The sequence below is a fragment of the Vreelandella indica genome, from assembly GCF_037070225.1.
In the GTDB taxonomy this organism is placed as follows: Bacteria; Pseudomonadota; Gammaproteobacteria; order Pseudomonadales; family Halomonadaceae; genus Vreelandella; species Vreelandella arctica.
Window position 1 is genome coordinate 13,139 of record NZ_JBANSO010000012.1, and the last position, 20,717, is coordinate 33,855.

Here is a 20,717-nt window from a genome sequence, read left to right on the forward strand (position 1 = left end):
TTCGCGGCAAGCCCGTTCATGCTCGCTAGGTAAACACGCTTGGCCCCACTTCTCCTGATAGAAAATCCTAACAGAAAGACGTCTGCTGAAAGCTCTCTCGCGCAGTAACGCCAGCATGCCATGCCTGAAGCTGCGAATGCTCTTCTTTCCAGTTCACATCTGGCAGCCTGAAAGCTAGATAATCCAGCGCCACCGCAATGGCGATTTCACCAAGATTGATGGATGAGCCTTGCTGTTTTTCCCCAAGCTCACTGTTCAACTGACTCAACAGCCGCTGAATAGCTCGCGAACGACGCTGGCCTAGCTCGCTCTCGTCAATCTCGTTGCCAACATGCTTTCTGGCAATCACGGTCGTGAACGCGGCATCCATCAGGTTTTGGCCCAGCCCCGCCAAGTGCAGCACATCCCCCAGGCTGGCGGCTGGCAGCATTGGCGGGTTGGGGCTTACGCTATCCAGGTAAACGGCAATCAGCATGGATTCGCTAAGTGTGGTGCCCTCCTCCGTTATCAGCGCCGGAATGCGCCCGGCGGGGTTGGCCTTTAAGAGATCGGCATCGTCTGCCCAGGGGTCGCACCACTTCAGCGTCACGGCGTCCGCCAAGCCTTTTTCCAGTAATACGATGCGCACCAGGCGCGCATAGGGCGAGGTGGCGTTTAGGTAGAGTTCCATTGTTATTTCCCTAGTTGCTCGCTCAACGCGACGAGGTCTTCAGCCACAAAATCCCACGCTTCTTCTGCGTCTAAATCTTTGCTTTGGTGGGGCCCATACTCTGTGCGACGGGGGATAAACGCCGTTTTCAGTCCCAATGCACGGGCAGCACGCAGGTCAGCATTATGCGCCGCGCACAGCATTACCTCTTCCGGCGGTAGGCGTAGCAAGCGGCAAGCCCCTAAATAAACCTCCGGGTCAGGCTTGTAGTGCTCGAATAACTCGGCGCAAAAAATCATATCCCACGGTAGCTTGGCGTGACGGGCAACATCGACCATTAATGAGACATTACCGTTGGTCAACGTTGCGATGATGGCGTGCTCTTTCAGGCGCTGTAGGCCCTGTGGTACATCTGGCCAGGGTTCTAATTGGTGCCAAAAGTGATTGACGCGATCAATGGTCGCTTCGTCTAGCGCAATCCCCTGTTGATCGAGTAGCTTGACTAAGCTTTCTCGATGCAGCTCATCTAATACCGTCCAGGGGATTTCCCCTCTGCGTACTCTATCCATGGAAGGCGCATAAAGCTGCCGCCATTGATCCGCCAGCTCTTCACTGGGTAGATCAATCCCCAGTTCTTTCTCAAGCCCCCTGAACTGATGAATCAAGCTGGAGCGCCAATCAACAATAGTGCCAAATACGTCAAACACGATGGCTTTCATTCGTATCTCCTTGATGGATGGTTATTGCTGACGGCGTCGTTAGGTGGCTAGAAGAACTCCGGGCTTATTTAGGCTTTTTTCACAAAGTGGGCGGTCACCATCATGTCGCCGACGCCGTCGACCTTACAGTCTAGTTGGTGATCCTTGCTGTCCATTAATCGCTTGATCACGGCTTTGGTGCCCACCTTGAGTACCAGCGAGCTGCCTTTGACCTTGAGGTCTTTGATCATCGTTACCTTATCGCCTTCCGCTAACAGCGTGCCGTGGGCATCTTTTACCGTCACGGTGTCTTCCGCCGCAGCTTCAGCAGGGTTCCATTCGCGGGCGCATTCGGGGCAGATGAACAGGCGTTGATCCTGATAGACAAATTCAGATTGGCAGTTTGGGCAAGGTGGGCACGGCATGAGTGATGACTTCTGTGGTTTGGTTTAGGCTGATGATGATACTTAGCCAGAGGCACCGTGGCGAATGCCTTCACGCCAGCCCAAGAAAGGAGAGCCAGGATGAACAAACGTGACCTGGAAGCGACCTACCGTGATTACATCACCTGCCTCAATAATCAGGACTGGATGAACCTTGGCCAGTTCGTGCATGACGATGTCCACCACAACGGCAAGCGCCTAGGCGTTAATGGTTATCGCGCCATGTTGGAAGCCAATTACGAGCAGATACCAGATCTTCACTTTAACATTGAGCTGCTGGCCGTTGATTCACCGCATGTTGCGTGCAGGCTGCGATTCGATGTCACCCCCAAAGGTAGCTTCCTCGGCCTTGCGGTGGATGGCAAAAAAGTGATGTTTTGCGAGAACGCGTTCTACCGCTTCCACGATAATAAGATTCAGGAAGTCTGGTCGGTGATCGATAAAGTCGCGATAGAAGCTCAGCTGGGCTAAACATTCTGGTTATCTCCATTCACAAACGAATAGAGCAGAATATCGCATTCGGCTGAGCGCCCGCCAAGCGCGTCCGAGAGGTCGGGGCCGGGATGCAGGCGGCCCGGCCAGCGCAGCACCATGATCGCCAGAACGTTGCGGTGTTCACCACCCGCCAGCTCGTTTTCCCCCTCGGGCGAGGGAATGATGCCGCTGGCCGGGTCGATCGCCGCCACCAGCGCCTCGCGCACCCGTCCCACCAACGGGTGGTCCTCGCGGCCGGCCAGCAGGAAGGCCAACGCCACCTCGGCCTGGATGTCGGCCGTGGCGCGGGCCATGATACCGGCCGTCTCCCGTTCCAGCGCTTCCAGCACCCAGGCGTGCACCTCCGGGTCCACCTTCCGCTGGTAGTAGCGACTGTCAGCGATGACGAAGTGGGTCAGGCCATAGAGCCAGTTACGGTACTCGGCGTCGTTGAGCCCGGCAACTCGATCAGGCGGGTAGTGGCGTCGGAAGGCTTCTTCCACCTCCCGGCGCAGGTCCATCACGCCGAGCTGGTGAAGGAAGTACTTATAGTTGGCCACCTGAGCGGCATAGATCCCGATCACCGCGGGGTCGGTCAGGAAGGCCGCCCAGTCAACTTCTGCCTGGTAGCCCAGCGCCCGCTCGTGGTCCTCAATGGCCGGCAGCAGGCCGTGGTACTCGGCCTGGACCAGCCTGAACAACAGCCCCCGGGCGAAGGCGATCTCCTCCCACTCACTCAGCATGGCGCGCCGGGCACGCTGCTTGGCAGTGCGCTGCGAATAGTCGGCAACGATCGCCCGGCTGCGGGCAGCCGCGTACCCGGGCTCGGCCAGGCCGACGATGTCCTCCTCGAGTCGCGCCAGTAGTCGCTCGCCGTAGGCGTGATTGAGGGCGCACCAGCGCTGCTCGCCAGTCAGGCGGTAGAGCCGCTGGGCAAAGTGGCGCTGCTTGTCCTCGGACAGCGTCGGCAGCGCCTGCTCGTAGATCTCCTGGATGGCCAGACCGGCGTCGCGCTGGACGTCACGCTCCGCATGAGGCTCCATGGCGGCGCAGCCAGCCAACACCAGCACAATCATCAGTGAAAAGAGCTTTTTCATGACGGCCCCTTGGTGGCGTTCACTATCGATAGGCCATCATTGCACAGTTGATGAGCAATTAGGTGTTAGCTGATTGCTCAGAAAAAAAGCGCCCTGAGGGCGCTTTTCATAACGGCTAGCGATTAGAAAGAAGTCCATTTCTCGGTGTCTTGCTTGCCACCAACCACGTGAGTCGGCAAGCCTTTGTTGGCCCGCGGCTGGCTGTCACGCGCTCTTGGCGCTGCGGGTAGCGCGCGTTGGTTTTGGCCGGTGGTCGCTCCTCTAAAGAACGATACCTCCTTCAACAACGCTTCCGCTTGGCTTTGCAATGAACGCCCTGCCGCACTGGACTCTTCCACCAAACTCGCATTCTGCTGGGTGACACTGTCCATTTGCGAGACGGCGGTGTTTACCTGCTCGATACCTTGGGACTGCTCGCGGCTGGCAGTGGCAATCTCACCCATCAACACCGAGACGCGCTTAACGCCATGAACGATACCTTCGAGCGACTTGCCTGCTTGGTTGACCAGACTTGAGCCGTTGTCGACTTGGCCGATACTCTCCTCAACGAGCTTTTTGATATCTTTGGCGGCTTCAGCACTACGCCCTGCCAGGTTGCGTACTTCGTTCGCCACTACCGCAAAGCCACGCCCCTGCTCGCCCGCACGTGCGGCTTCTACCGAGGCATTCAGCGCCAGCAAATTGGTCTGGAAGGCGATTTCATCGATCAAGCCGACGATACCGGCAATCTTGCGGCTTGAGGCGTTGATACCTTCCATTGCCTTGATGGCTTGACCTGCGATCTCGCCCCCGGCGTTGGCTTGCTGGCTGACATCGTGAACGAGCTTGTCGGCTTCGGAAGCGTTATCGGCGTTCTGACGCACAGTCGAGGTGATTTCGTCCATCGATGCCGCGGTCTGTTCGATGCTGGAGGCCTGCTCCTGCGTCCGGCGGCTGAGATCATCAGTGCCTAGCACGATTTCGTCGGCGGCTACATTTACGGACTCAGCGTTATTACGAACGGACATGACCACCTGCGAGAACTTGGTTTCCATGCTCTTTAACGCTCTGAGCATCACACCAAACTCATCCTTGGCTGAAGCGTCGACGTCGTTATCGAGCCTGCCTTCAGCCATGGCGTTGGCAAGTGCTTGCGCCTTGCCCAGCGGTGTCATGATGCCGCGAACCAACCATATTGAGAGCAGAATGCCGAAGATGATCGCCGCCACCATAACGCCTGTAACGAAGTTGCGCGTCCAAATATAGTCGCTTGATGACTGCTGGTTATTGGCGGCGGCTTGGGCGCTGTTAAGGTCGATAAGGCCCTGAATCGCCGTGAGCACTTTAGGGTATTCAGCACGTAGCGTGGTGGTGGCTATCTCTCTGGCGGCGTCATAATCATTGCCAATCATTGCCGCGTTAATATCGTCAATACCGGCACGCAGACTGGCTAGCGACACGATAAAGCTTTCGGCTACCGCACGCTCTTGATCACCAGAAACACGCTCAGGGAAGTAATCATTCCAGGCGGCGTCGATAATGGCATCGTTTTCCGCAACCTCTTGTTTCGTTGTTATAGCAGATGCCGGGGTTCGATCGCGCTGCTCGGCCGTTATCTTAACCCGGTTGCCGAGCAGTGCTTGGTTGACCTTAATAAGATCACCCAAGGTGAGTAAGTTCCCCTCATAAGTCCTGTTGAGGGCATCGTTGGTTTTGCTGAGACTGTAGAGACCGATAATACCGACAACAATTAACATCAAGATACACGCGCCTAAACTCACGGCAAGCCGCAGTTTAACGCTTCGATTCAGAAGTAGCATGGGGGATCTCGTGAAAGCCCGCAGCGCGTTGCATTGGGCAGGTGGAAGCCATCTCGGTAACTTCAAGCGTTTAGACCCAACGCATCTTGATACCAAGCAAAATGCATTATCGGCACGCGCACAGAAACATTAAATTTTTTTAACTTATAAAGCGCCAATTTCTTATGTCATTACATGCTACCCGCCCCCTTTGATGGTCATTAACTTATCATCTGCATGACACAGCTTTGTCACCTAGGAGCGCTAACGTTGCATTGTGAGTCACAATCAAGTGAGCTCATACATTGCAGAAGGTGATCCAATGGAGCCTGTTCAATCCTCTGACTTAATGCTCCGCATCGAGAAAATGGGGGTGACATATCCTGGGAATGTTCTCGCACTCCGACCCACCACCGTTGATTTCCACAAAGGGGAGTTTACGGTTCTACTCGGTCTTTCCGGTGCAGGTAAATCTACGTTACTGCGCTCCCTCAACCACTTGGTGCGGCCCAGCACCGGCAAAGTGATATCGGCTGAACTAGGTGCACTCGAAACCATTACTACGGTACGCCGCCATCGGTGCAAAACCGCCATGGTTTTCCAGCACCATCAGCTCATTGAACGCCACACTGCGCTCCAGAATGTGCTGATGGGTCGGCTTGCTTACCACAGCACCTGGCGCAGTTTGTTTCCGCTACCCAGGCAGGAACAGGAGCTTGCCCTGCACTGCCTGGATCGCGTAGGCCTGGCTGAGAAGGCGCTTACCAGGGTCGATCAGCTTTCCGGAGGGCAGCAGCAACGCGTGGGCATTGCGCGTGCCTTGGCGCAGCAGCCCGCCATGATCCTGGCGGACGAGCCAGTGGCCAGCCTTGACCCGGCAACCTCTGAGCGAGTGCTTACATTACTGCGAGACATCTGCCGTGAAGATGGTATTACCGCCATTATTTCACTGCACCAGCTGGAATATGCCCAGCGGTTTGCTGACCGCATTATTGGTTTAGCGAATGCCCAAATCGTTTTCGATGCAGCCCCGGCACAGTTACAGCAATGCCACCTGGATGAGATTTACCACGGTGCGCCAGGGGTTTTGCCCGAAGCCGATGAAACCACCAACCCCACCCCTCAATCCGCGAATACCCCTTCGATAAAACTGGAGATTGCACAATGAAACCGCTATTCAGCTTTTTCTTCGCTATCTGTCTTATGGCTGGAATGACCGTGTCGGCCTCAGCTGCGGATTCTGATCCAAATCCAGACCTGTTAAAAGTCGCGCTGCTCCCTGATGAAAACGCTTCTGAACTGATCAAACGCAACCAGCCATTGAAAGACTATCTTGAAAGCACGCTTGGCAAAGAAATTGAGCTAATCGTCACTACAGATTACTCCTCCATGATCGAAGCCATGCGCTTTGGTCGCATCGACCTCGCCTACTTCGGACCCCTCTCCTATGTGATGGCAAAAAGCAAAAGCGAGATCGAGCCCTTTGCGGCCATGATTGTAGATGGCAAGCCCACCTACCGCTCCATCATCATTGCCAATGTCGATTCCGGCGTTGAGTCCTATGCCGATATCGAGGGCATGAAGATGGCCTATGGCGACCGAGCCTCCACTTCAAGCCACCTGATTCCCAAAACCGTGTTGCTTGAATCGGCTGGTTTGGAAGCAGGCGAAGACTATGAAGCCCATTTCGTTGGCTCCCATGATGCCGTGGCGGTGAACGTTGCCAATGGTAATGCAGATGCTGGGGGACTATCGGAAGTGATCTTTGAACATGTGATGGACCGCGGCCTGATAGATCGCAGCAAGGTTAGGGTGTTGGGTCACAGTGGGGAGTATCCGCAGTACCCCTGGGCGATGCGTTCCAACTTGAACCCGGAACTCAAGCAGGAGATACAAGACGCTTTCATTAGCATTGATGATGAAGAAATCCTGAGCAACCTAAAAGCCGAAGGTTTCGCCGTTATCACTGACGCCGATTACGATGTGATCCGGGAAATGGGTAGTCTGCTCGACCTTGACTTCGCCAAGATGTAAGGGGGCATTATGAATCAGACCAAAACGGATCCGCCGGCCCTTTCATCATTCTCTCCTGACGCGGTGCTGGCCGAACACGCGCGCGGCTGGCGGAGTAAGCTCTTCCAAGTGGGCTCGTTACTGGCAGTGGTTCTCCTGGCGAGTTGGTACGTGGACTTGCTGGATTTTCGCACCCTAGCCAACGGGGTTCCTGCCATCGCCACCCTGCTGGGTGAATCGCTACCGCCCGATTTCACCAATGCCAGGGATTGGATGTCTCCGCTGGTCGATACGCTCGCCATGAGCATTGCTGGCACGGCGATAGCGGTCATCGTTTCCGTGCCCCTGGCGTTCCTGGCCGCTCGCAATACCTCGCCCCATCCCGTGGTCTTCCACGTGACCCGCACGTTACTAAACGCTCTGCGCTCGGTGCCCGAGTTGATTATGGGCATTATCTTCGTTGCGGCAGTGGGTTTTGGCGCCTTGCCGGGCGTGCTAGCGCTCGGCCTTCATTCCATCGGCATGGTGGGTAAATTCTTTGCCGAAGCGATTGAGCATGTCGACCCAGCCCCAGTGGAAGCCGCCAATGCCGCTGGCGCGACTCGCTTACAGGTTCACTGGCACGCGGTGCTGCCGCAGGTTCTTCCGCAGTTTGCCGATGTCTCCATCTATCGCTGGGAATACAATTTTCGCGCCTCGACGGTCATGGGCATGGTGGGAGCCGGCGGGATCGGCTTCGAGCTAATGGGCTCTTTACGCGTCATGCAGTATCAGGAAGTCAGCGCCATCCTGATTGTCATACTCGTTATGGTGACGATGGTGGATAGCCTTAGCGGCCATCTTCGTAAGAAATTCAAGTAAGGAAATCAAATGAAACCAAGGGTTTTCATTACCCACCGGGTACACAACAGTGTGCTGGAAAGGCTGGAACAGAGCTGTGAATTAATCACCAACCAGTCAGACACTACCTTGCCCGCCGCCGAGGTAAAGGCCCGCGCGGCAACCGCAGATGGCATGATGGTGTTTATGCCGGATCGGGTCAGCGAGGAATTTCTAGCTGGCTGCCCCAAGCTGAAAGTCATTGGCGCTGCCCTGAAGGGATACGATAATTTCGATGTGGAAGCCTGTACGCGTCATGGTGTTTGGCTGACCTTCGTACCGGACCTGCTGACAGTGCCAACGGCTGAACTCACCATAGGGCTAACCATCAGCCTAATCCGACATGTTCGGGCGGCCGACGAGTATGTTCGTTCTGGCCAGTTCAGGGGGTGGCAGCCAACGTTCTATGGGCTTGGGATTGCAGACGCCACCGTGGGTATCGTCGGCATGGGGCCCATCGGCAAGGCTGTGGCAACGCGGCTCAAAGGCTGGGGGGCAACCTTGCTGTATTCTCAGCCAGACGCCTTGCCCGCTGCGGAGGAGGAAACCCTCGGCGTGGCGCGCAAGTCGCTTGAAGAGCTGCTCGGGCAAGCCGACATTGTCATTTTGGCCCTGCCGCTCAATAAACAAACCCTGCATACCATGAACTCTGCGCGCTTGGCCCTGATGAAACCAGGCGCCTTTTTGATCAACCCATGCCGGGGGTCTGTAGCGCAGGAAGCTGCCGTTTTGGAAGCACTGGAATCCGGGCAGTTAGGCGGCTACGCAGCGGATGTTTTTGAAATGGAAGATTGGGCTCGAGAGGATCGCCCGCAAGAGATTTGCCCCACCTTACGAGCACATCCCAACACGCTATTCACGGCACACATTGGCTCTGCCGTCCAGGATGTGCGGCTGATGATTGAACAGCGTGCTGCCGACAACATTCTTCAAGCGTTACAAGGAGAACGCCCTCAGGATGCGGCTAATTCGCCCACTATCACTGAGACAACTCCATGCTGAACTTGGTCTGGCTGAAAAGTTTTACCACACTGGTTCAGCACCGACGTTTTCAGGCCGCCGCCCAAGCTCTCGGTATCGCACAACCCACGCTTTCACAGCACATTCAAAAGCTCGAAGAACAGCTAGGTGCCCTGTTGATACGCCGCAGTAAAGCTGGATGCGAGCCCACCAAAGCAGCCCTGGCGCTTATGCCTCTAGCGCTTAGTATGTTGCAACTGGACGAGCGTGCTCGAGAAGTCGTTAGCGGTACGCGTTTACGCGTAGGGGCAAGTTCCAACATCGGTATTTACATGCTCCAGCCCTACGTGAGCACGTTCAAGAACATTCCGGCGGTACCTGAGCTGGATCTTGTGATTGATAACAATCCTAACATTGCTAGACAACTGACTAGCGGCGAGCTGGATATAGCGGTGATGGAGTGGTGGCACCCGAAACCTGGCTTCCAGGCAAAGGATTGGCGACAGGAACCCGTGGTTTTAATTACCCGACCAGACCACCCCTATGCGGGCTGGCATGAAATAGACCGGGAAACCCTTGCCGGAATGAGCTTGCTTGGTGGTGAACCCGGAACAGGTACTGGCCGGTTGCTGGCAAATTTCTTTGGCGAAAGAGGGCCGTTTCCGAAGGTTTCAATGCAACTGGGCAGTACCGAAGCGGTTAAACAGGCTGTCAAAGCTGGCCTTGGCGTATCACTGGTGCTGGCAGCTTGCGTCGAAGAGGAGATTCAAGCGGGCACCTTGTGTGCCATCCCGGTCAGTGATGCCGCATTGGCAAAAAAACTGATGGTCATTTGCCCTGAGGCTCTAGCAAGGCAACCTCCAGTTTCCACTTTCGTCAGCCATATATGTCAGTGAAAATTGAGTGACATCTTTAGAGCCAGGGAAGGCGTGTGGGTGGCTAAGAATAGGTGCCATTGAGACCCACCCCCGCAAGCTTCGCTGAAACGTTAATCGGCATCGCGCAGCCGCACGCCTTCACTTTCGCTCCACAGGGCAATGGCGGCGTCATAGTCGTTGATGGTCATGGTGCGGTAGTGCATTAGGCGGCTCTCAGAGGGTGGCGGCATCGTCTTGTTCGTTCTGCTCGGCAGGGTCGTTGAAGTGGTCTTTCTGCTCTGCCCATTTCAACAAGGCATCCAGCGCCGGGCAGAGCGTTTGCCCCCATTCGGTCAGGCGGTACTCCACTTTCGGCGGCACCTGGGGATAGACTTTACGGGCCACGATGCCATCCGCTTCCAGTTGGCGCAGCTGTTGGGCCAGCATTTTCTGGGAGATATCGGGGATGAGTTTTTCGAAATCGGAGTAGCGCTGCACTTTTCCATCGAAGAGATGAAAGAGAATAATGAGCTTCCAGCGCCCTTCCAGCATTTTTAATACATTTTCCACATCGCTTGCGGCGGTAGCGGGCGTATAAATCTTTCTCATGGGTGAGCCACTTACCTTTTTGTGCGTTCTTGATAACGCGTCAGTCTAGGCAGAAGATTCTCGCATATTAACCCTTGCGAGAGATGACCATCATGAGCTTGTCACTGCCAGACGCGATCACTACTTACTTCAGCATCAGCAACGGTGCGGATGCCTCCCACATTGCGGATTGCTTCACTCAAGATGCCTGTGTGTTCGACGAAGGCGAGACGCACCGCGGGCACACCGCTATTCAAGCGTGGATGCGCGCCACCCGCGAGAAGATTGAGTATCGCGTCGAGCCAGTCAGTGTTTCCCAACAAGGCAACACAATGGTGGTAACTGCCACCGTGACCGGCAACTTCCCCGGCAGCCCGGTGCAACTGGACCATGCTTTCCAGCTTGCCGAGTCGCAAATCCAGTCATTGGAGATCCACTAATGAACCTGAACTTGAACGGGCGACGCGTATTGATCACCGGCGGCAGCAAAGGGGTTGGTGCGGCCGCGGTGGCACTCTTTCGCGAGGAAGGCGCGCAAGTGCTAACAACCGCCCGTACTCGCCCCGCCGACCTGCCCGAGGAGCTGTTTGTAACTGCTGACCTGACGACGGCCGAAGGCTGTGCCACGGTGGCCGATGCAGTCAACGATCGCTTGGGCGGCGTGGATATTGTCGTTCACGTACTGGGTGGTTCATCCGCCCCCGGCGGCGGGTTCGCGGCCCTTGGGGAGGAAGAGTGGCAGCGAGAGCTCGACATCAACCTGTTCCCCGCCGTGCGCTTGGATCGCGCCCTGCTGCCCGGCATGCTGGCCCAGGGCGATGGGGTGATTATCCACGTGACCTCCATTCAGCGTGAGCTCCCCCTGCCCGAATCGACCACGGCCTATGCGGCTGCCAAGGCGGCGCTCTCCACCTATAGCAAGAGCTTGTCCAAGGAAGTGTCGCCCAAAGGGGTGCGTGTGGTTCGGGTGTCGCCGGGCTGGATCGAGACAGAAGCCGCCGTTGCGCTGGCCGAGCGGATTGCCCACGACGCAGGCACCGATTACGCAGGCGGCAAGCAGATCATCATGAATTCGCTGGGCGGCATCCCGATTGGCCGCCCTTCGAAGCCTGCAGAAGTGGCCAACCTGATTGCGTTTCTGGCATCACCGCTGGCAGCCACCATCACGGGAACGGAGTACGTGATCGATGGGGGTACGGTGCCTGTGGTTTGAAGGTGGTCTGAGGGCGGTTTGAGAGTGGTTTATACCGCCCCCTTAATAGCTTCCCGGTCTGCGATGACGGCTAGCAATTGTTCGCAAGCTACATTGCCCTACTGACGATTAGCCATTAAAACCGGTGTTCAATAAACCTTATTAGGTGAGGTACTGGTTCTTTACGTCTGGGTTTTGTTGATGGTCTTGGTGAGCCCGATAGGCTCTGTAGAAGTTGACGACTCCTCCGGCGAGAAACAGCAGGCTGGCGAAAATAAACTGAGCACCCAAATAGGTGTGCAGTGCATGGGCAAGCGGTGTCTGATAGCTCGGCCAGAGATAAGGAATCGAGGCGGCCAAAAACAGGATGGAGCCAATGACAAACGAGATGGCAACAGCATTGAGTAGCTGCAAGACCACTAAGGTTCCCGCCTGAGTGATCTGCGTCACGTTGACCGTCGCGCCAATCGTAAACAGAACACTGCCAACGATAAAGCACCAGGCGCCCCCTCTTTCCCAGCCCACGCTGGGCAGAAACAAGGCGCTGCCTATCAGGAACAGTACACTGCCGATGATATAGCCTGCCGACATTATAAACTCGAGCATGGTCTTCTTGCCGTGCGAGGGGTGACGGCGGTAATAGGTGATGATTTCTATGCAATCGTTTGCCGCCACCGCTAGATAGAATAACGAGCCCAAAATGAACAGCCCGGCCCCCGCCGCCATGTAGTTCTCAAAGGCTGGCAGGAAAAAGACACTGCCTACCACAAAGGCAGCGGCACCCGCGATATAGGCTGAAGCATTCAGGCCTTCCCATAAAAAACTATCTTTGGGTAACGACGTTCGATAACTGCGTTTTCGGTTAGTGATGTGATGTGGCATATCACGTCCTTACATTTACACGAGCTAACAGAATGGCCGTTCCAGCGCTGATTTAAACACTCATTAAGCTTGCCCACGCCACTCGGTAGTTTAGTAGGCTATTGCATTTTACTGCCCGAAGCTGATGCCCAGCCGTAGTGCCTGTAGGCCATCAAATTCGACCGTGACTTCATCAGAAAACAGGGGGTGGCCCTGCATTGCCAAATCCAGCGTTGCTTGCGAGCCACGATAAGTGACCGTGACAGCGATTTCAGCAGAGGTACTAACGGGCGCCAGCACATCATACTCAACGTTATCAATGCTAACAGCGGAGAGGCCACGGTCATCCAGCTGTTCTTGGATTTCCCGCTCAACGACCACGCCGTAATAGAAGTAAATACCAGTGTAGCCAAGCGCTACTATTACGATTAGTGAAAGGAGCTTTCCCATTGTTTCTCTCTAGTTTGTAAACGCTTTAATGGTTATTGCCTGCCATTAATAGGTGGCGCAACCATTGATAAGTACTATTTTATATCGACTATATTTAAACCATTTTCTGCCCATGTGACACAGCGTAAATGCTTCATATATCGTCGTGCTCTAACTGCTCCGCTTTGTCTTTTAAAGTTTATGAGCATAAAGCACGATAGCACGGAATCTACGCTATCAAATATTCTTGAGAAAGAGAGAATTGGCGCCCGCCTCTATTCCAAGAACCGAGCAGCCACTGCAAGGGCCTGAAGCATTGAAGGTCAGGCCCGAAAAAAGCAGGGTAGTAAAAACAGATTAGTAAAAACCCGTTAGAAAAGCTTAGGGATCACCAGCACCCCCGCCCGCGCCGTGAATATTACCGGTGGTGTAGCTGGATTCTGACGAGGCCAGTAGTACGTAAGTACCGGCCAACTCTACCGGCTGGCCGGGGCGACCAAGCGGCGTGCTTTCGCCAAACGTTTCCACGGCGTCTTGTGGCTGGCCACCGCTGGGTTGAAGCGGGGTCCAGAACGGGCCGGGCGCGACACCGTTGACGCGAATGCCTTGCTCGGCAAGCTGCTTCGCCAGCGCTTTGGTGAACGCGACGATGGCCGCTTTGGTCATGGAGTAATCGAGTAGGATTTTAGGCGGATCGTAAGCGACCACGGAGGTGGTATTAATGATCACTGACCCAGGCTCCATATGGGGTATCGCCGCCTGGGTGATCCAATACATGGCATACAGATTGGTCTTCATGGTGTCGTCGAAGGCTTCATGGCTAATATCCATAATCGACGGCTGCCACTGCTGGCGACCAGCGTTATTGACCAAAATATCTAACCCGCCTAATTGCTCAACGGCCTTTTCCACTAACTCGCTACAAAACGATGCATCACGGATATCACCTGGAATAGCCGCCGCGGCACGCCCTTCGGCTTCAATAAGCTCAATGACTTCGCGCGCGTCTGACTCTTCCGCGGGCAGGTAGTTAATCGCCACATCAGCGCCTTCACGCGCATAGGCAATGGCGGCCGCACGGCCAATGCCGGAATCTCCACCGGTAATCAGTGCCCTTCTTCCGGTTAAACGACCACTGCCACGATAACTCTCTTCGCCGTGGTCTGGGCGCGGTGTCATGTCACTGGCAAGCCCAGGCCAATCTAGCGGCTGGCGTTCAAAGGGGGGGGTGGGGTACTTGCTTTTGGGATCCTGCATTTGGTTTAACGTGCCTCCTGAGTTGTTGGTATTTGAGGTATTACCTGAACCACCGGACGGCGATGTTGAAGATGACTGGGCAAACGCGGGAGCGGCCATAGCCGCCGCCATACCAGTAGCAAGGCCGCCCACCACTTGACGGCGCGTCGGGTCAAACGTGTTGTCGGGCTTCATAGTAATCCCCCATAAGTAATCGTCGTGAATCCATTCTGGGCGCATGGCCTAAAACGCGCGTGCTATCCCTGATAGAGTATGCAATAGGGAAATGCGTCAGCTCGTGTAAAACCCTATTGACCCTAGTTGGAATAACGGTGATTACCAAGCGGAGTACCGAAAGAAGCCATAAACTTAAAAAATGATAGTTATAAACCAAAATTTAAATAAGCAATTTGAAAAGTGGCAAGAGATGAATAATAAAAAGCAGGCGCGATGGCCTGCTTTTATACCTGTCTCACAACAACTCGCTCTTTACTGACCTTTTATCAGCAGGCTTGCGGTTCACTCACTTCCCGACACGCCCTGACGCTTTCTGCCAGTTCACTGACTAGGCCATGCACACGCTCCACGGCTTCATCGGGCGTATTGGCGTGTTCAATACAGTCGACCAACGCAGAACCTACCACCACGGCATCGCTATAACGGCCGATGGCGGCGGCCTGCTCGGCGGTACGAATACCAAAGCCCACGGCAATGGGCAGTTCGGTGTGTGTGCGCAGTTGATTTATTGCGCCTTCCAACCGCTCTGGCGTGGGCGCACTGCCGCCGGTGACGCCCGCCACGGAAACGTAGTAGATAAACCCCGAGGCGTTGGCCAGCACTTTGGGCAGGCGCTTGGCATCGGTGGTCGGCGTGGCCAGGCGGATAAAATCAATGCCGTGCGTGGCCGCTGGCGTGCACAGTTCCTCATCGTGCTCGGGCGGCAGGTCTACCACGATCAGACCATCTACCCCGGCCTTAGCGGCATCGGTCAAGAAACGCTCGACGCCGTAGCAGAAAATGGGGTTATAGTAGCCCATCAGCACAATGGGCGTGGTGCTGTCTTCTGCACGGAAGCGACGTACCATTTCCAGCGTTTTGGCTTGGGTCTGGCCGTTATTCAAGGCACGCAGCGCGGCTTTTTGGATAGCGGGGCCATCGGCCATGGGGTCGCTGAATGGCATACCGAGCTCGATGATATCCACCCCCGCTTTTGGAAGCCCATGCAACAGGCGGCGGGAGGTGTCGGCGTCCGGATCGCCAGCGGTGAGGTAACTCACCAGCGCTGGGCGGTTTTGCTGCTTGAGCGCAGCAAAGCAGTTTTCAAGACGTGATTTATGGGTCATGACGTTCTCCTGTGCCGCGCTCATAGCTGTTTAACCCCGAATTTTTCACCCAGGTGATGGGCGACGCTCATCATGTCTTTGTCACCACGGCCGCTAAGGTTGACCACCATTAAATGCTCGCGGGGCAGGTTGGGGGCGCGCTTGGCGACTTCGGCCAGGGCATGGGCGGTCTCCAGGGCGGGGATAATGCCCTCCTGTTGACAGCAAATCTGGAACGCTTCTAGCGCTTCGTCGTCGGTGGCAGAGACGTACTCGACCCGCCCCTGCTCGTGCAACCAGGCGTGCTCTGGCCCGATACCGGGATAGTCCAACCCGGCGGAAATCGAGTGGGCATCGATAATTTGGCCATCTTCGTTTTGCAGCAAGTAAGTGCGGTTGCCGTGCAGCACGCCGGGCGTGCCGCCATTCAGGCTGGCTGCATGCAGGCCGCTTTTAACACCCTTGCCACCCGCTTCCACGCCAATCATCTTCACGTCGAGGTCATCAAGGAAGGGGTGAAACAGCCCCAAGGCGTTTGAACCGCCGCCAATGCAGGCCACCAGCGAATCCGGCAGGCGACCTTTCTTTTCCAGCATTTGGGCGCGGGTTTCATGGCCGATCACGGCCTGAAAGTCACGTACCATGGCCGGGTACGGGTGTGGCCCCGCCACGGTGCCAATGATGTAGAAGGTGTCGTCGACATTCGTTACCCAGTCGCGCAGCGCTTCGTTCATGGCGTCTTTTAGCGTGCCGGTGCCCGAGGTAACGGGGATCACTTCCGCGCCCAGCAGCTTCATACGGAATACGTTGGGCTGCTGACGCTCGATGTCGGTGGCACCCATGTAGATGACACAAGGCAAACCAAAGCGCGCCGCAACGGTAGCGGTGGCAACGCCGTGCATGCCTGCACCGGTTTCCGCGATGATGCGTTTTTTACCCATCTGCTTGGCCAACAACACCTGACCAATGCAGTTGTTGATCTTGTGCGCGCCGGTGTGATTCAGCTCTTCGCGCTTCAAGTAAATACTCGCACCGCCAAAGTGCTCGGTCAGCCGCTCGGCAAAGTAGAGCGGGCTTGGCCGCCCCACATAATCACCCTGAAAATAGGCCAATTGGCGCTGGAATTCGGGGTCGTTCTTGGCAGTGGTGTATTCGTCTTGCAGCTCTAAAATCAGTGGCATCAGCGTTTCGGCGACAAAGCGGCCACCGAAGCTGCCAAATAGGCCATTGGCATCGGGCATGCTCTTGGATACATCGACAGGTTGATTCATCGCGACCTCTGAATGCGTTATCGAACTGTTCAGTAAAAACAGCTCAGTGAAAAACAATGAAATGAAAGTAGCGCAAGCAGGGGGAGATAAAAATCGATAAGATGTCAGCAACACGTGAGTTAAAATCAACTATCAGCAGGATAGCCCATGCAACACAGCATGCCGCCGCTTAGCGCCTTGCGCGCCTTTGAAGCCACCGCCCGTTTGGGTAGCGTGACCGCCGCTGCCGATGAGCTAAACGTGACTCACGGCGCGGTCAGCCGCCAGTTAAAGAGCCTGGATGATCATTTTGGTGTCGCGCTTTTTGCCAAAGCGGGCCGAGGCATTGCGCTTACGCCACATGGCGAAAAGCTGCAAATCGGCGTGGGAGAGGCGTTCGACCGTCTCAAGGATAGTTGCGCAGCGCTCAAACGTGATGTGGAAGAAGCCCCCTTTACTCTCGCCTGCCCTGGCAGCCTGCTAGCACGCTGGTTGATTCCCCGCCTGGATCGCCTGCACCGCGAGCTGCCTGAGCTCAAGCTAAAAGTCGTGGTGAGCGAAAGCGAACAGCCGGGTACGCAAACGGATGCCAGCGCCACCCTAGCGTTTGCCGAGCCTCCCTGGCCTGCGGGTGTTGAGGTATTCGAGCTGATGGCGGAGCAGATATGTGCAGTAGCAAGCCCGCAGCTGGCGGCCCAGTGCGATGCGACCAACCCCGAATCGCTGCTTGCCAATAAGCTTTTATATACATCCTCGCGCCCCCAGGCGTGGCCGCAGTGGGCCACTGCCAAAGGGCTGGATCTGGCACAGCTTGAAACGGCGCTAAGCAAAGGCCAGGGGTTCGATCACCTTTACTACTTGATGGAAGCGGCGGTGGCGGGCTTGGGCGTGGCGATCGCCCCCAAGTTGTTGGTAGAAGACGACCTGAAAAGTGGCAGGCTGGTGGCCCCCTGGGGAAGTATTCAGACTCCTGCTCGTCTTTGCCTGTGGTTGCCCAGCCAAACCAACGTTCTCACTCAATCCCGCCGCAGCGAGCCACTTGCAGAGTGGCTCAAGCGGGAGTTGGCAACTGATCAACGCAGTGCATTAACTCTCAATAGCGTTTAGCAATTACTAGCGGATAATCTCGCTAATTGAGCGCTTGCCATCCAGTAGTAAGTACTTCTGATTGACCAAATCGGGCTTTTGCACAGCGTGAAGTAGCGCATGGGCGACGTTGGCTCGGGAGATTTGGTTGTCGCCTGCTTCCTCCAGTGAACTGGCAAACTGCTGACTGGCGGCTTCGTCGGTCAAACGCCCAGGCTTAAGAATAACGTAGGGCATACCGCTGTTGCGAAGGTGGGCATCAGCAGCGAATTTCGCGGCCATGTAGGGGCGCATTTTCTCGGGCGCTTCCAATGGCTTTTCTGCTCGCATGGCGCTGACCATGATGTAGCGGGAAAGGCCCTTTTGCTTGGCGATATCGGCGGTACGAATGGCGCCAAAAAGATCAATCATCAGCGTTTTGTCTGGCCCGGTGTGAGGCCCTGAGCCCGCCGTAAAGACCACTTGGTCGCAGCCGTCAAAGGCGTGCTCAAACTCGCCCTCTAAATCAGCTACCACGGTATCGATGCCGTGCTCTTTGAACCAGGCTGCCTGCTCTTCACTGCGAATCATTGCCTTGATGGGCGTGCCCGCTTTTTGGGCCAGTTCGCAAAACTGTTTGCCAATCTGTCCGTTCGCGCCAATCACTAACGTTGTCATAACGGCTCCTTGTGAATGAGTTACTTATTAATAAGTGCAGGCACCTAGGCGTAATTCAACCTATTGCTGATTAATTCTCCCCTGCACCGGCACTTTAACAAGGACTAGTGGCCTCTCTAACGGCTTTTTAAACCGGCAGCGAGACGCCGACAGAATGGTTTAAGCGTGAACTTGAAGTGGTAAAGCTATAATGAATCAGTGAGCGCTTTGCGCCTAGTGGTTACCAGGAGGGGTCTATGACCGAGGGAGAACACAGTGTCGGTATTGATGCGAGTAACGATGCTCATACCCGAGCACGTTATATATCGCAAATTCAGCGTATTTCTTCGACTGCTAAAGCAGACATCTCAGCAGGCAGAGCCAGTTATCTTGAAGCAGCAAAGTACTGCCATGCAATGCGCAACCAAATCATGAATGAGTATAGGAAACTGACAAGTGAGCAGGGATTGGCGAAAGCAGAGCAGATAAAAAAAACACCACCTAGCCTTGCTGATCTTTTCGAGCGATACGCGCAACAACTATTTGGTTGTTCGTACCAAAACCTCTCAGCTGAACAGCAGCAACGCATACACCACGAGGTTATTGAAGCTTCTGGCCGCAGCAATGCTGAAGTCTGATCCAAGCACTCCGGCATCAATAATTGCCAGCTCTTCGATACGAACGCTAAATTCGGCGCTCACGCATTCAAGCCACGACTCCAAATACACGACCGATGGCAGAGGTTAGCGCCATTGCGAGCGCGCCCCAAAACATCACTCTTGCTGCAGCTTTAAAAATAGGTGCCCCGCCGACTCGAGCCGCAACAGCGCCCAACAAAGCCAGGAAGAGCAACGAAAACAGCGCTACCAAAGGAGTTAATAATGATGATGGTGCCCACCAGGCAACCAACAGTGGCAACAGCGCGCCAGCGGTAAAGGTCGCTGCTGATGAGAGGGCTGCTTGAAGCGGGCGAGCCTGACCAGTATCGGTGATGCCAATCTCATCTCTTGCATGAGCGCCGAGAGCGTCGTTCGTCATTAATTGCTCAGCAACTTGACGTGCCAATTCAGGCTCTAAGCCACGAGTGACATATATGTCGGCAAGTTCTTCCTGCTCAAGTTCGTAATGTTCAGCCAGTGCTTTACGCTCAATGTTGAGGTCGGCGTGCTCGGTGTCGGATTGCGAGCTCACCGACACATACTCCCCCGCCGCCATCGACATAGCGCCAGCCACCAGGCCAGCAACGCCTGCCAGCATGATCTCACTCTGCGCAGTGCTGGCCGCTGCAACACCGAGAATGAGGCTACTGGTAGACACAATGCCGTCATTGGCGCCGAGCACTGCAGCGCGCAACCAGCCGGACCGGTGAGAGCGATGATGCTCTGTATGGATCATGGGTTTATTTCCATCGTTGTTGAGTCGCGGGACTGGGTTTTAAATACACTGGGCTCCTTCAGAGCCTAGCAGGTCTTTTATGAAAACGACCGATTAGCAATTTTTGCATTTACGCTTTGCAGCAAGAAATCTATTAGTTATTACGCCCACCCTGTAAGCAATAACCTACAAGAACGTAAGTAATTGCTTACAAAGCTGTCAGTTATAACTTACAAAAAAAGCATGCGACTAATGGTAGAATTAAGAATATTTAGCGAACAGCTCGCCTCAAACGTATGTACAAATCTTGAGGCTTGTCGGTACCTCTAGATAAAAATTCTAACCGACAAAAAAATCATTAGGGAATCTCATGTTGAAACGTTCTATTACCGCCTCTATTGCACTGTTAGGTGCGACAACTGCACTTACATTAAGCGCGACCACTTTTGCTAATGATCATCAAGGCGAAATCAATCCTTGGCAACATTGCGGCATCGGCGCTGCTATTTTTGATGACAACACTACCGCTGCAGCGATCTCAAACGTTATTTGGGACTCAGGCACCACTGCCGTGACTTCAGCAACTATTTCACCTGGTTCTTGTGAAGGCGAAGAGATCAAAGTAGCTCAGTTCATCGATGAGACGTACGACCAACTCGCGATGGAAGCAGCCATGGGAGAAGGTAACCACTTAGCCGCTGCACTCGGACTGGTAGGTTGTGACGCTGGCGATGCTACTAGCATTTCTCAGCTACGTAGCGACTTGAGCGCTGTAAGCGCCGACTCTAGCTACTCCTCTATGAGCCATAATGACAAAGCCTACAGCTTTTACACTAGCTTAAATCAAGCGGCTGCCAACTGTTCAGCTAGCTAATGCCATACGTGGGCTGGCCCA

Annotated in this window: 24 protein-coding genes; 11 read left to right on the forward strand and 13 right to left on the reverse strand. The window is 55.1% G+C overall.

What is annotated here, in order from left to right; genetic code table 11:
* Window positions 1-67 precede the first annotated feature (67 nt).
* From V8L71_RS09955 to V8L71_RS09965, 3 genes are all read right to left on the reverse strand, one after another.
* Entirely contained in the window at window positions 68-670 is a 603-nt protein-coding gene (locus tag V8L71_RS09955) for a glutathione S-transferase N-terminal domain-containing protein (RefSeq protein WP_336274042.1), read from the reverse strand.
* A 2-nt stretch (window positions 671-672) separates the two neighbouring features.
* Window positions 673-1,368, reverse strand: coding sequence for a haloacid dehalogenase type II (locus V8L71_RS09960; protein WP_176301986.1), 696 nt, complete (start codon window positions 1,366-1,368; stop codon window positions 673-675).
* 68 nt (window positions 1,369-1,436) lie between these two features.
* Window positions 1,437-1,772: a zinc ribbon domain-containing protein YjdM gene (locus V8L71_RS09965; protein ID WP_176301985.1), complete on the reverse strand. Its 336-nt coding sequence runs from the start codon at window positions 1,770-1,772 to the stop codon at window positions 1,437-1,439.
* Window positions 1,773-1,871: 99 nt separating this feature from the next.
* Here V8L71_RS09965 and V8L71_RS09970 point away from each other — a divergent pair, with 99 nt between their 5' ends.
* The gene (locus V8L71_RS09970) at window positions 1,872-2,261 is read left to right on the forward strand and encodes an ester cyclase (protein ID WP_176301984.1); all 390 of its coding nucleotides are present in this window, start codon (window positions 1,872-1,874) and stop codon (window positions 2,259-2,261) included.
* Here V8L71_RS09970 and V8L71_RS09975 read toward each other — a convergent pair.
* Together V8L71_RS09975 and V8L71_RS09980 are read right to left on the reverse strand one after the other, a co-directional pair.
* Window positions 2,258-3,361 carry a DUF3541 domain-containing protein gene (locus V8L71_RS09975; RefSeq protein ID WP_176301983.1) on the reverse strand — a complete coding sequence of 368 codons (1,104 nt, stop codon included), beginning with the start codon at window positions 3,359-3,361 and terminating at the stop codon, window positions 2,258-2,260. The two genes, V8L71_RS09970 and V8L71_RS09975, sit on opposite strands and share 4 nt — an antisense overlap.
* A gap of 122 nt (window positions 3,362-3,483) precedes the next feature.
* A complete protein-coding gene (locus V8L71_RS09980) occupies window positions 3,484-5,160 on the reverse strand; it encodes a methyl-accepting chemotaxis protein (RefSeq protein ID WP_336274043.1) in 1,677 nt (558 codons plus the stop codon).
* A gap of 301 nt (window positions 5,161-5,461) precedes the next feature.
* Between V8L71_RS09980 and phnC the strand changes: the two genes are divergently transcribed.
* From phnC to V8L71_RS10005, 5 genes are read left to right on the forward strand one after another with little or no spacing between them, the layout of a single operon-like run.
* A complete protein-coding gene (gene phnC / locus V8L71_RS09985) occupies window positions 5,462-6,307 on the forward strand; it encodes a phosphonate ABC transporter ATP-binding protein (protein ID WP_336274044.1) in 846 nt (281 codons plus the stop codon).
* The gene (gene phnD, locus V8L71_RS09990; RefSeq protein ID WP_336274045.1) at window positions 6,304-7,173 is read left to right on the forward strand and encodes a phosphate/phosphite/phosphonate ABC transporter substrate-binding protein; all 870 of its coding nucleotides are present in this window, start codon (window positions 6,304-6,306) and stop codon (window positions 7,171-7,173) included. Before phnC ends, phnD begins: the two co-directional genes overlap by 4 nt.
* A 9-nt stretch (window positions 7,174-7,182) precedes the next feature.
* Window positions 7,183-8,013: a phosphonate ABC transporter, permease protein PhnE gene (gene phnE / locus V8L71_RS09995; RefSeq protein ID WP_336274046.1), complete on the forward strand. Its 831-nt coding sequence runs from the start codon at window positions 7,183-7,185 to the stop codon at window positions 8,011-8,013.
* A 9-nt stretch (window positions 8,014-8,022) separates the two neighbouring features.
* Window positions 8,023-9,033: a phosphonate dehydrogenase gene (locus V8L71_RS10000; RefSeq protein ID WP_336274047.1), complete on the forward strand. Its 1,011-nt coding sequence runs from the start codon at window positions 8,023-8,025 to the stop codon at window positions 9,031-9,033.
* Window positions 9,027-9,887 (forward strand): LysR family transcriptional regulator, encoded by an 861-nt coding sequence (locus V8L71_RS10005; RefSeq protein WP_336274048.1) that lies wholly within the window; start codon window positions 9,027-9,029, stop codon window positions 9,885-9,887. The genes V8L71_RS10000 and V8L71_RS10005 overlap by 7 nt, the downstream gene beginning before the upstream one ends.
* A 195-nt stretch (window positions 9,888-10,082) precedes the next feature.
* Here the strand turns inward: V8L71_RS10005 and V8L71_RS10010 are convergent, their stop codons facing one another.
* Window positions 10,083-10,457: a winged helix-turn-helix transcriptional regulator gene (locus V8L71_RS10010; protein WP_336274049.1), complete on the reverse strand. Its 375-nt coding sequence runs from the start codon at window positions 10,455-10,457 to the stop codon at window positions 10,083-10,085.
* A gap of 92 nt (window positions 10,458-10,549) precedes the next feature.
* Between V8L71_RS10010 and V8L71_RS10015 the strand changes: the two genes are divergently transcribed.
* Window positions 10,550-10,876 (forward strand): nuclear transport factor 2 family protein, encoded by a 327-nt coding sequence (locus tag V8L71_RS10015; protein WP_336274050.1) that lies wholly within the window; start codon window positions 10,550-10,552, stop codon window positions 10,874-10,876.
* On the forward strand, window positions 10,876-11,649 hold the full coding sequence (locus V8L71_RS10020) for an SDR family oxidoreductase (RefSeq protein ID WP_336274051.1): 774 nt from the start codon (window positions 10,876-10,878) through the stop codon (window positions 11,647-11,649). Before V8L71_RS10015 ends, V8L71_RS10020 begins: the two co-directional genes overlap by 1 nt.
* A 141-nt stretch (window positions 11,650-11,790) precedes the next feature.
* Here V8L71_RS10020 and V8L71_RS10025 read toward each other — a convergent pair whose 3' ends face one another.
* The 5 genes from V8L71_RS10025 to trpB all read right to left on the reverse strand — a co-directional run bounded on the left by V8L71_RS10025 (window position 11,791) and on the right by trpB (window position 16,747).
* The gene (locus tag V8L71_RS10025) at window positions 11,791-12,510 is read right to left on the reverse strand and encodes a YrhK family protein (RefSeq protein ID WP_336274052.1); all 720 of its coding nucleotides are present in this window, start codon (window positions 12,508-12,510) and stop codon (window positions 11,791-11,793) included.
* A gap of 108 nt (window positions 12,511-12,618) precedes the next feature.
* Complete coding sequence (locus V8L71_RS10030) at window positions 12,619-12,939, reverse strand: hypothetical protein (RefSeq protein ID WP_336274053.1); 321 nt, start codon at window positions 12,937-12,939, stop codon at window positions 12,619-12,621.
* 360 nt (window positions 12,940-13,299) lie between these two features.
* Window positions 13,300-14,349: an SDR family oxidoreductase gene (locus V8L71_RS10035; RefSeq protein ID WP_336274054.1), complete on the reverse strand. Its 1,050-nt coding sequence runs from the start codon at window positions 14,347-14,349 to the stop codon at window positions 13,300-13,302.
* Between the two features lie 308 nt (window positions 14,350-14,657).
* On the reverse strand, window positions 14,658-15,497 hold the full coding sequence (gene trpA / locus V8L71_RS10040) for a tryptophan synthase subunit alpha (protein ID WP_336274055.1): 840 nt from the start codon (window positions 15,495-15,497) through the stop codon (window positions 14,658-14,660).
* A gap of 20 nt (window positions 15,498-15,517) precedes the next feature.
* The gene (trpB, locus tag V8L71_RS10045; RefSeq protein ID WP_336274056.1) at window positions 15,518-16,747 is read right to left on the reverse strand and encodes a tryptophan synthase subunit beta; all 1,230 of its coding nucleotides are present in this window, start codon (window positions 16,745-16,747) and stop codon (window positions 15,518-15,520) included.
* 147 nt (window positions 16,748-16,894) lie between these two features.
* Between trpB and V8L71_RS10050 the strand changes: the two genes are divergently transcribed.
* Entirely contained in the window at window positions 16,895-17,833 is a 939-nt protein-coding gene (locus V8L71_RS10050) for a LysR family transcriptional regulator (protein WP_336274057.1), read from the forward strand.
* A gap of 6 nt (window positions 17,834-17,839) precedes the next feature.
* On the opposite strand, the gene V8L71_RS10055 is transcribed toward V8L71_RS10050, so the two are convergent.
* Complete coding sequence (locus V8L71_RS10055; protein ID WP_336274058.1) at window positions 17,840-18,469, reverse strand: SDR family oxidoreductase; 630 nt, start codon at window positions 18,467-18,469, stop codon at window positions 17,840-17,842.
* A gap of 236 nt (window positions 18,470-18,705) precedes the next feature.
* Between V8L71_RS10055 and V8L71_RS10060 the strand changes: the two genes are divergently transcribed.
* Entirely contained in the window at window positions 18,706-19,086 is a 381-nt protein-coding gene (locus V8L71_RS10060; protein ID WP_336274059.1) for a hypothetical protein, read from the forward strand.
* A gap of 67 nt (window positions 19,087-19,153) precedes the next feature.
* Here the strand turns inward: V8L71_RS10060 and V8L71_RS10065 are convergent, their stop codons facing one another.
* Window positions 19,154-19,843, reverse strand: a complete 690-nt coding sequence (locus V8L71_RS10065; RefSeq protein ID WP_101146319.1) for a VIT1/CCC1 transporter family protein — start codon at window positions 19,841-19,843, stop codon at window positions 19,154-19,156.
* A gap of 349 nt (window positions 19,844-20,192) precedes the next feature.
* Between V8L71_RS10065 and V8L71_RS10070 the strand changes: the two genes are divergently transcribed.
* On the forward strand, window positions 20,193-20,696 hold the full coding sequence (locus tag V8L71_RS10070; RefSeq protein ID WP_176301966.1) for a DUF3015 family protein: 504 nt from the start codon (window positions 20,193-20,195) through the stop codon (window positions 20,694-20,696).
* Window positions 20,697-20,717: the final 21 nt, after the last annotated feature.

Bases quoted from the DNA above. Each gene is read 5' to 3' on its own strand.
- V8L71_RS09955 (WP_336274042.1), bottom strand. From the start codon at position 670: ATGGAACTCTACCTAAACGCCACCTCGCCCTATGCGCGCCTGGTGCGC.
- V8L71_RS09960 (WP_176301986.1), bottom strand. From the start codon at position 1,368: ATGAAAGCCATCGTGTTTGACGTATTTGGCACTATTGTTGATTGGCGC.
- V8L71_RS09965 (WP_176301985.1), bottom strand. From the start codon at position 1,772: ATGCCGTGCCCACCTTGCCCAAACTGCCAATCTGAATTTGTCTATCAG.
- V8L71_RS09970 (WP_176301984.1), top strand. From the start codon at position 1,872: ATGAACAAACGTGACCTGGAAGCGACCTACCGTGATTACATCACCTGC.
- V8L71_RS09975 (WP_176301983.1), bottom strand. From the start codon at position 3,361: ATGAAAAAGCTCTTTTCACTGATGATTGTGCTGGTGTTGGCTGGCTGC.
- V8L71_RS09980 (WP_336274043.1), bottom strand. From the start codon at position 5,160: ATGCTACTTCTGAATCGAAGCGTTAAACTGCGGCTTGCCGTGAGTTTA.
- phnC (WP_336274044.1), top strand. From the start codon at position 5,462: ATGGAGCCTGTTCAATCCTCTGACTTAATGCTCCGCATCGAGAAAATG.
- phnD (WP_336274045.1), top strand. From the start codon at position 6,304: ATGAAACCGCTATTCAGCTTTTTCTTCGCTATCTGTCTTATGGCTGGA.
- phnE (WP_336274046.1), top strand. From the start codon at position 7,183: ATGAATCAGACCAAAACGGATCCGCCGGCCCTTTCATCATTCTCTCCT.
- V8L71_RS10000 (WP_336274047.1), top strand. From the start codon at position 8,023: ATGAAACCAAGGGTTTTCATTACCCACCGGGTACACAACAGTGTGCTG.
- V8L71_RS10005 (WP_336274048.1), top strand. From the start codon at position 9,027: ATGCTGAACTTGGTCTGGCTGAAAAGTTTTACCACACTGGTTCAGCAC.
- V8L71_RS10010 (WP_336274049.1), bottom strand. From the start codon at position 10,457: ATGAGAAAGATTTATACGCCCGCTACCGCCGCAAGCGATGTGGAAAAT.
- V8L71_RS10015 (WP_336274050.1), top strand. From the start codon at position 10,550: ATGAGCTTGTCACTGCCAGACGCGATCACTACTTACTTCAGCATCAGC.
- V8L71_RS10020 (WP_336274051.1), top strand. From the start codon at position 10,876: ATGAACCTGAACTTGAACGGGCGACGCGTATTGATCACCGGCGGCAGC.
- V8L71_RS10025 (WP_336274052.1), bottom strand. From the start codon at position 12,510: ATGCCACATCACATCACTAACCGAAAACGCAGTTATCGAACGTCGTTA.
- V8L71_RS10030 (WP_336274053.1), bottom strand. From the start codon at position 12,939: ATGGGAAAGCTCCTTTCACTAATCGTAATAGTAGCGCTTGGCTACACT.
- V8L71_RS10035 (WP_336274054.1), bottom strand. From the start codon at position 14,349: ATGAAGCCCGACAACACGTTTGACCCGACGCGCCGTCAAGTGGTGGGC.
- trpA (WP_336274055.1), bottom strand. From the start codon at position 15,497: ATGACCCATAAATCACGTCTTGAAAACTGCTTTGCTGCGCTCAAGCAG.
- trpB (WP_336274056.1), bottom strand. From the start codon at position 16,747: ATGAATCAACCTGTCGATGTATCCAAGAGCATGCCCGATGCCAATGGC.
- V8L71_RS10050 (WP_336274057.1), top strand. From the start codon at position 16,895: ATGCAACACAGCATGCCGCCGCTTAGCGCCTTGCGCGCCTTTGAAGCC.
- V8L71_RS10055 (WP_336274058.1), bottom strand. From the start codon at position 18,469: ATGACAACGTTAGTGATTGGCGCGAACGGACAGATTGGCAAACAGTTT.
- V8L71_RS10060 (WP_336274059.1), top strand. From the start codon at position 18,706: ATGACCGAGGGAGAACACAGTGTCGGTATTGATGCGAGTAACGATGCT.
- V8L71_RS10065 (WP_101146319.1), bottom strand. From the start codon at position 19,843: ATGATCCATACAGAGCATCATCGCTCTCACCGGTCCGGCTGGTTGCGC.
- V8L71_RS10070 (WP_176301966.1), top strand. From the start codon at position 20,193: ATGTTGAAACGTTCTATTACCGCCTCTATTGCACTGTTAGGTGCGACA.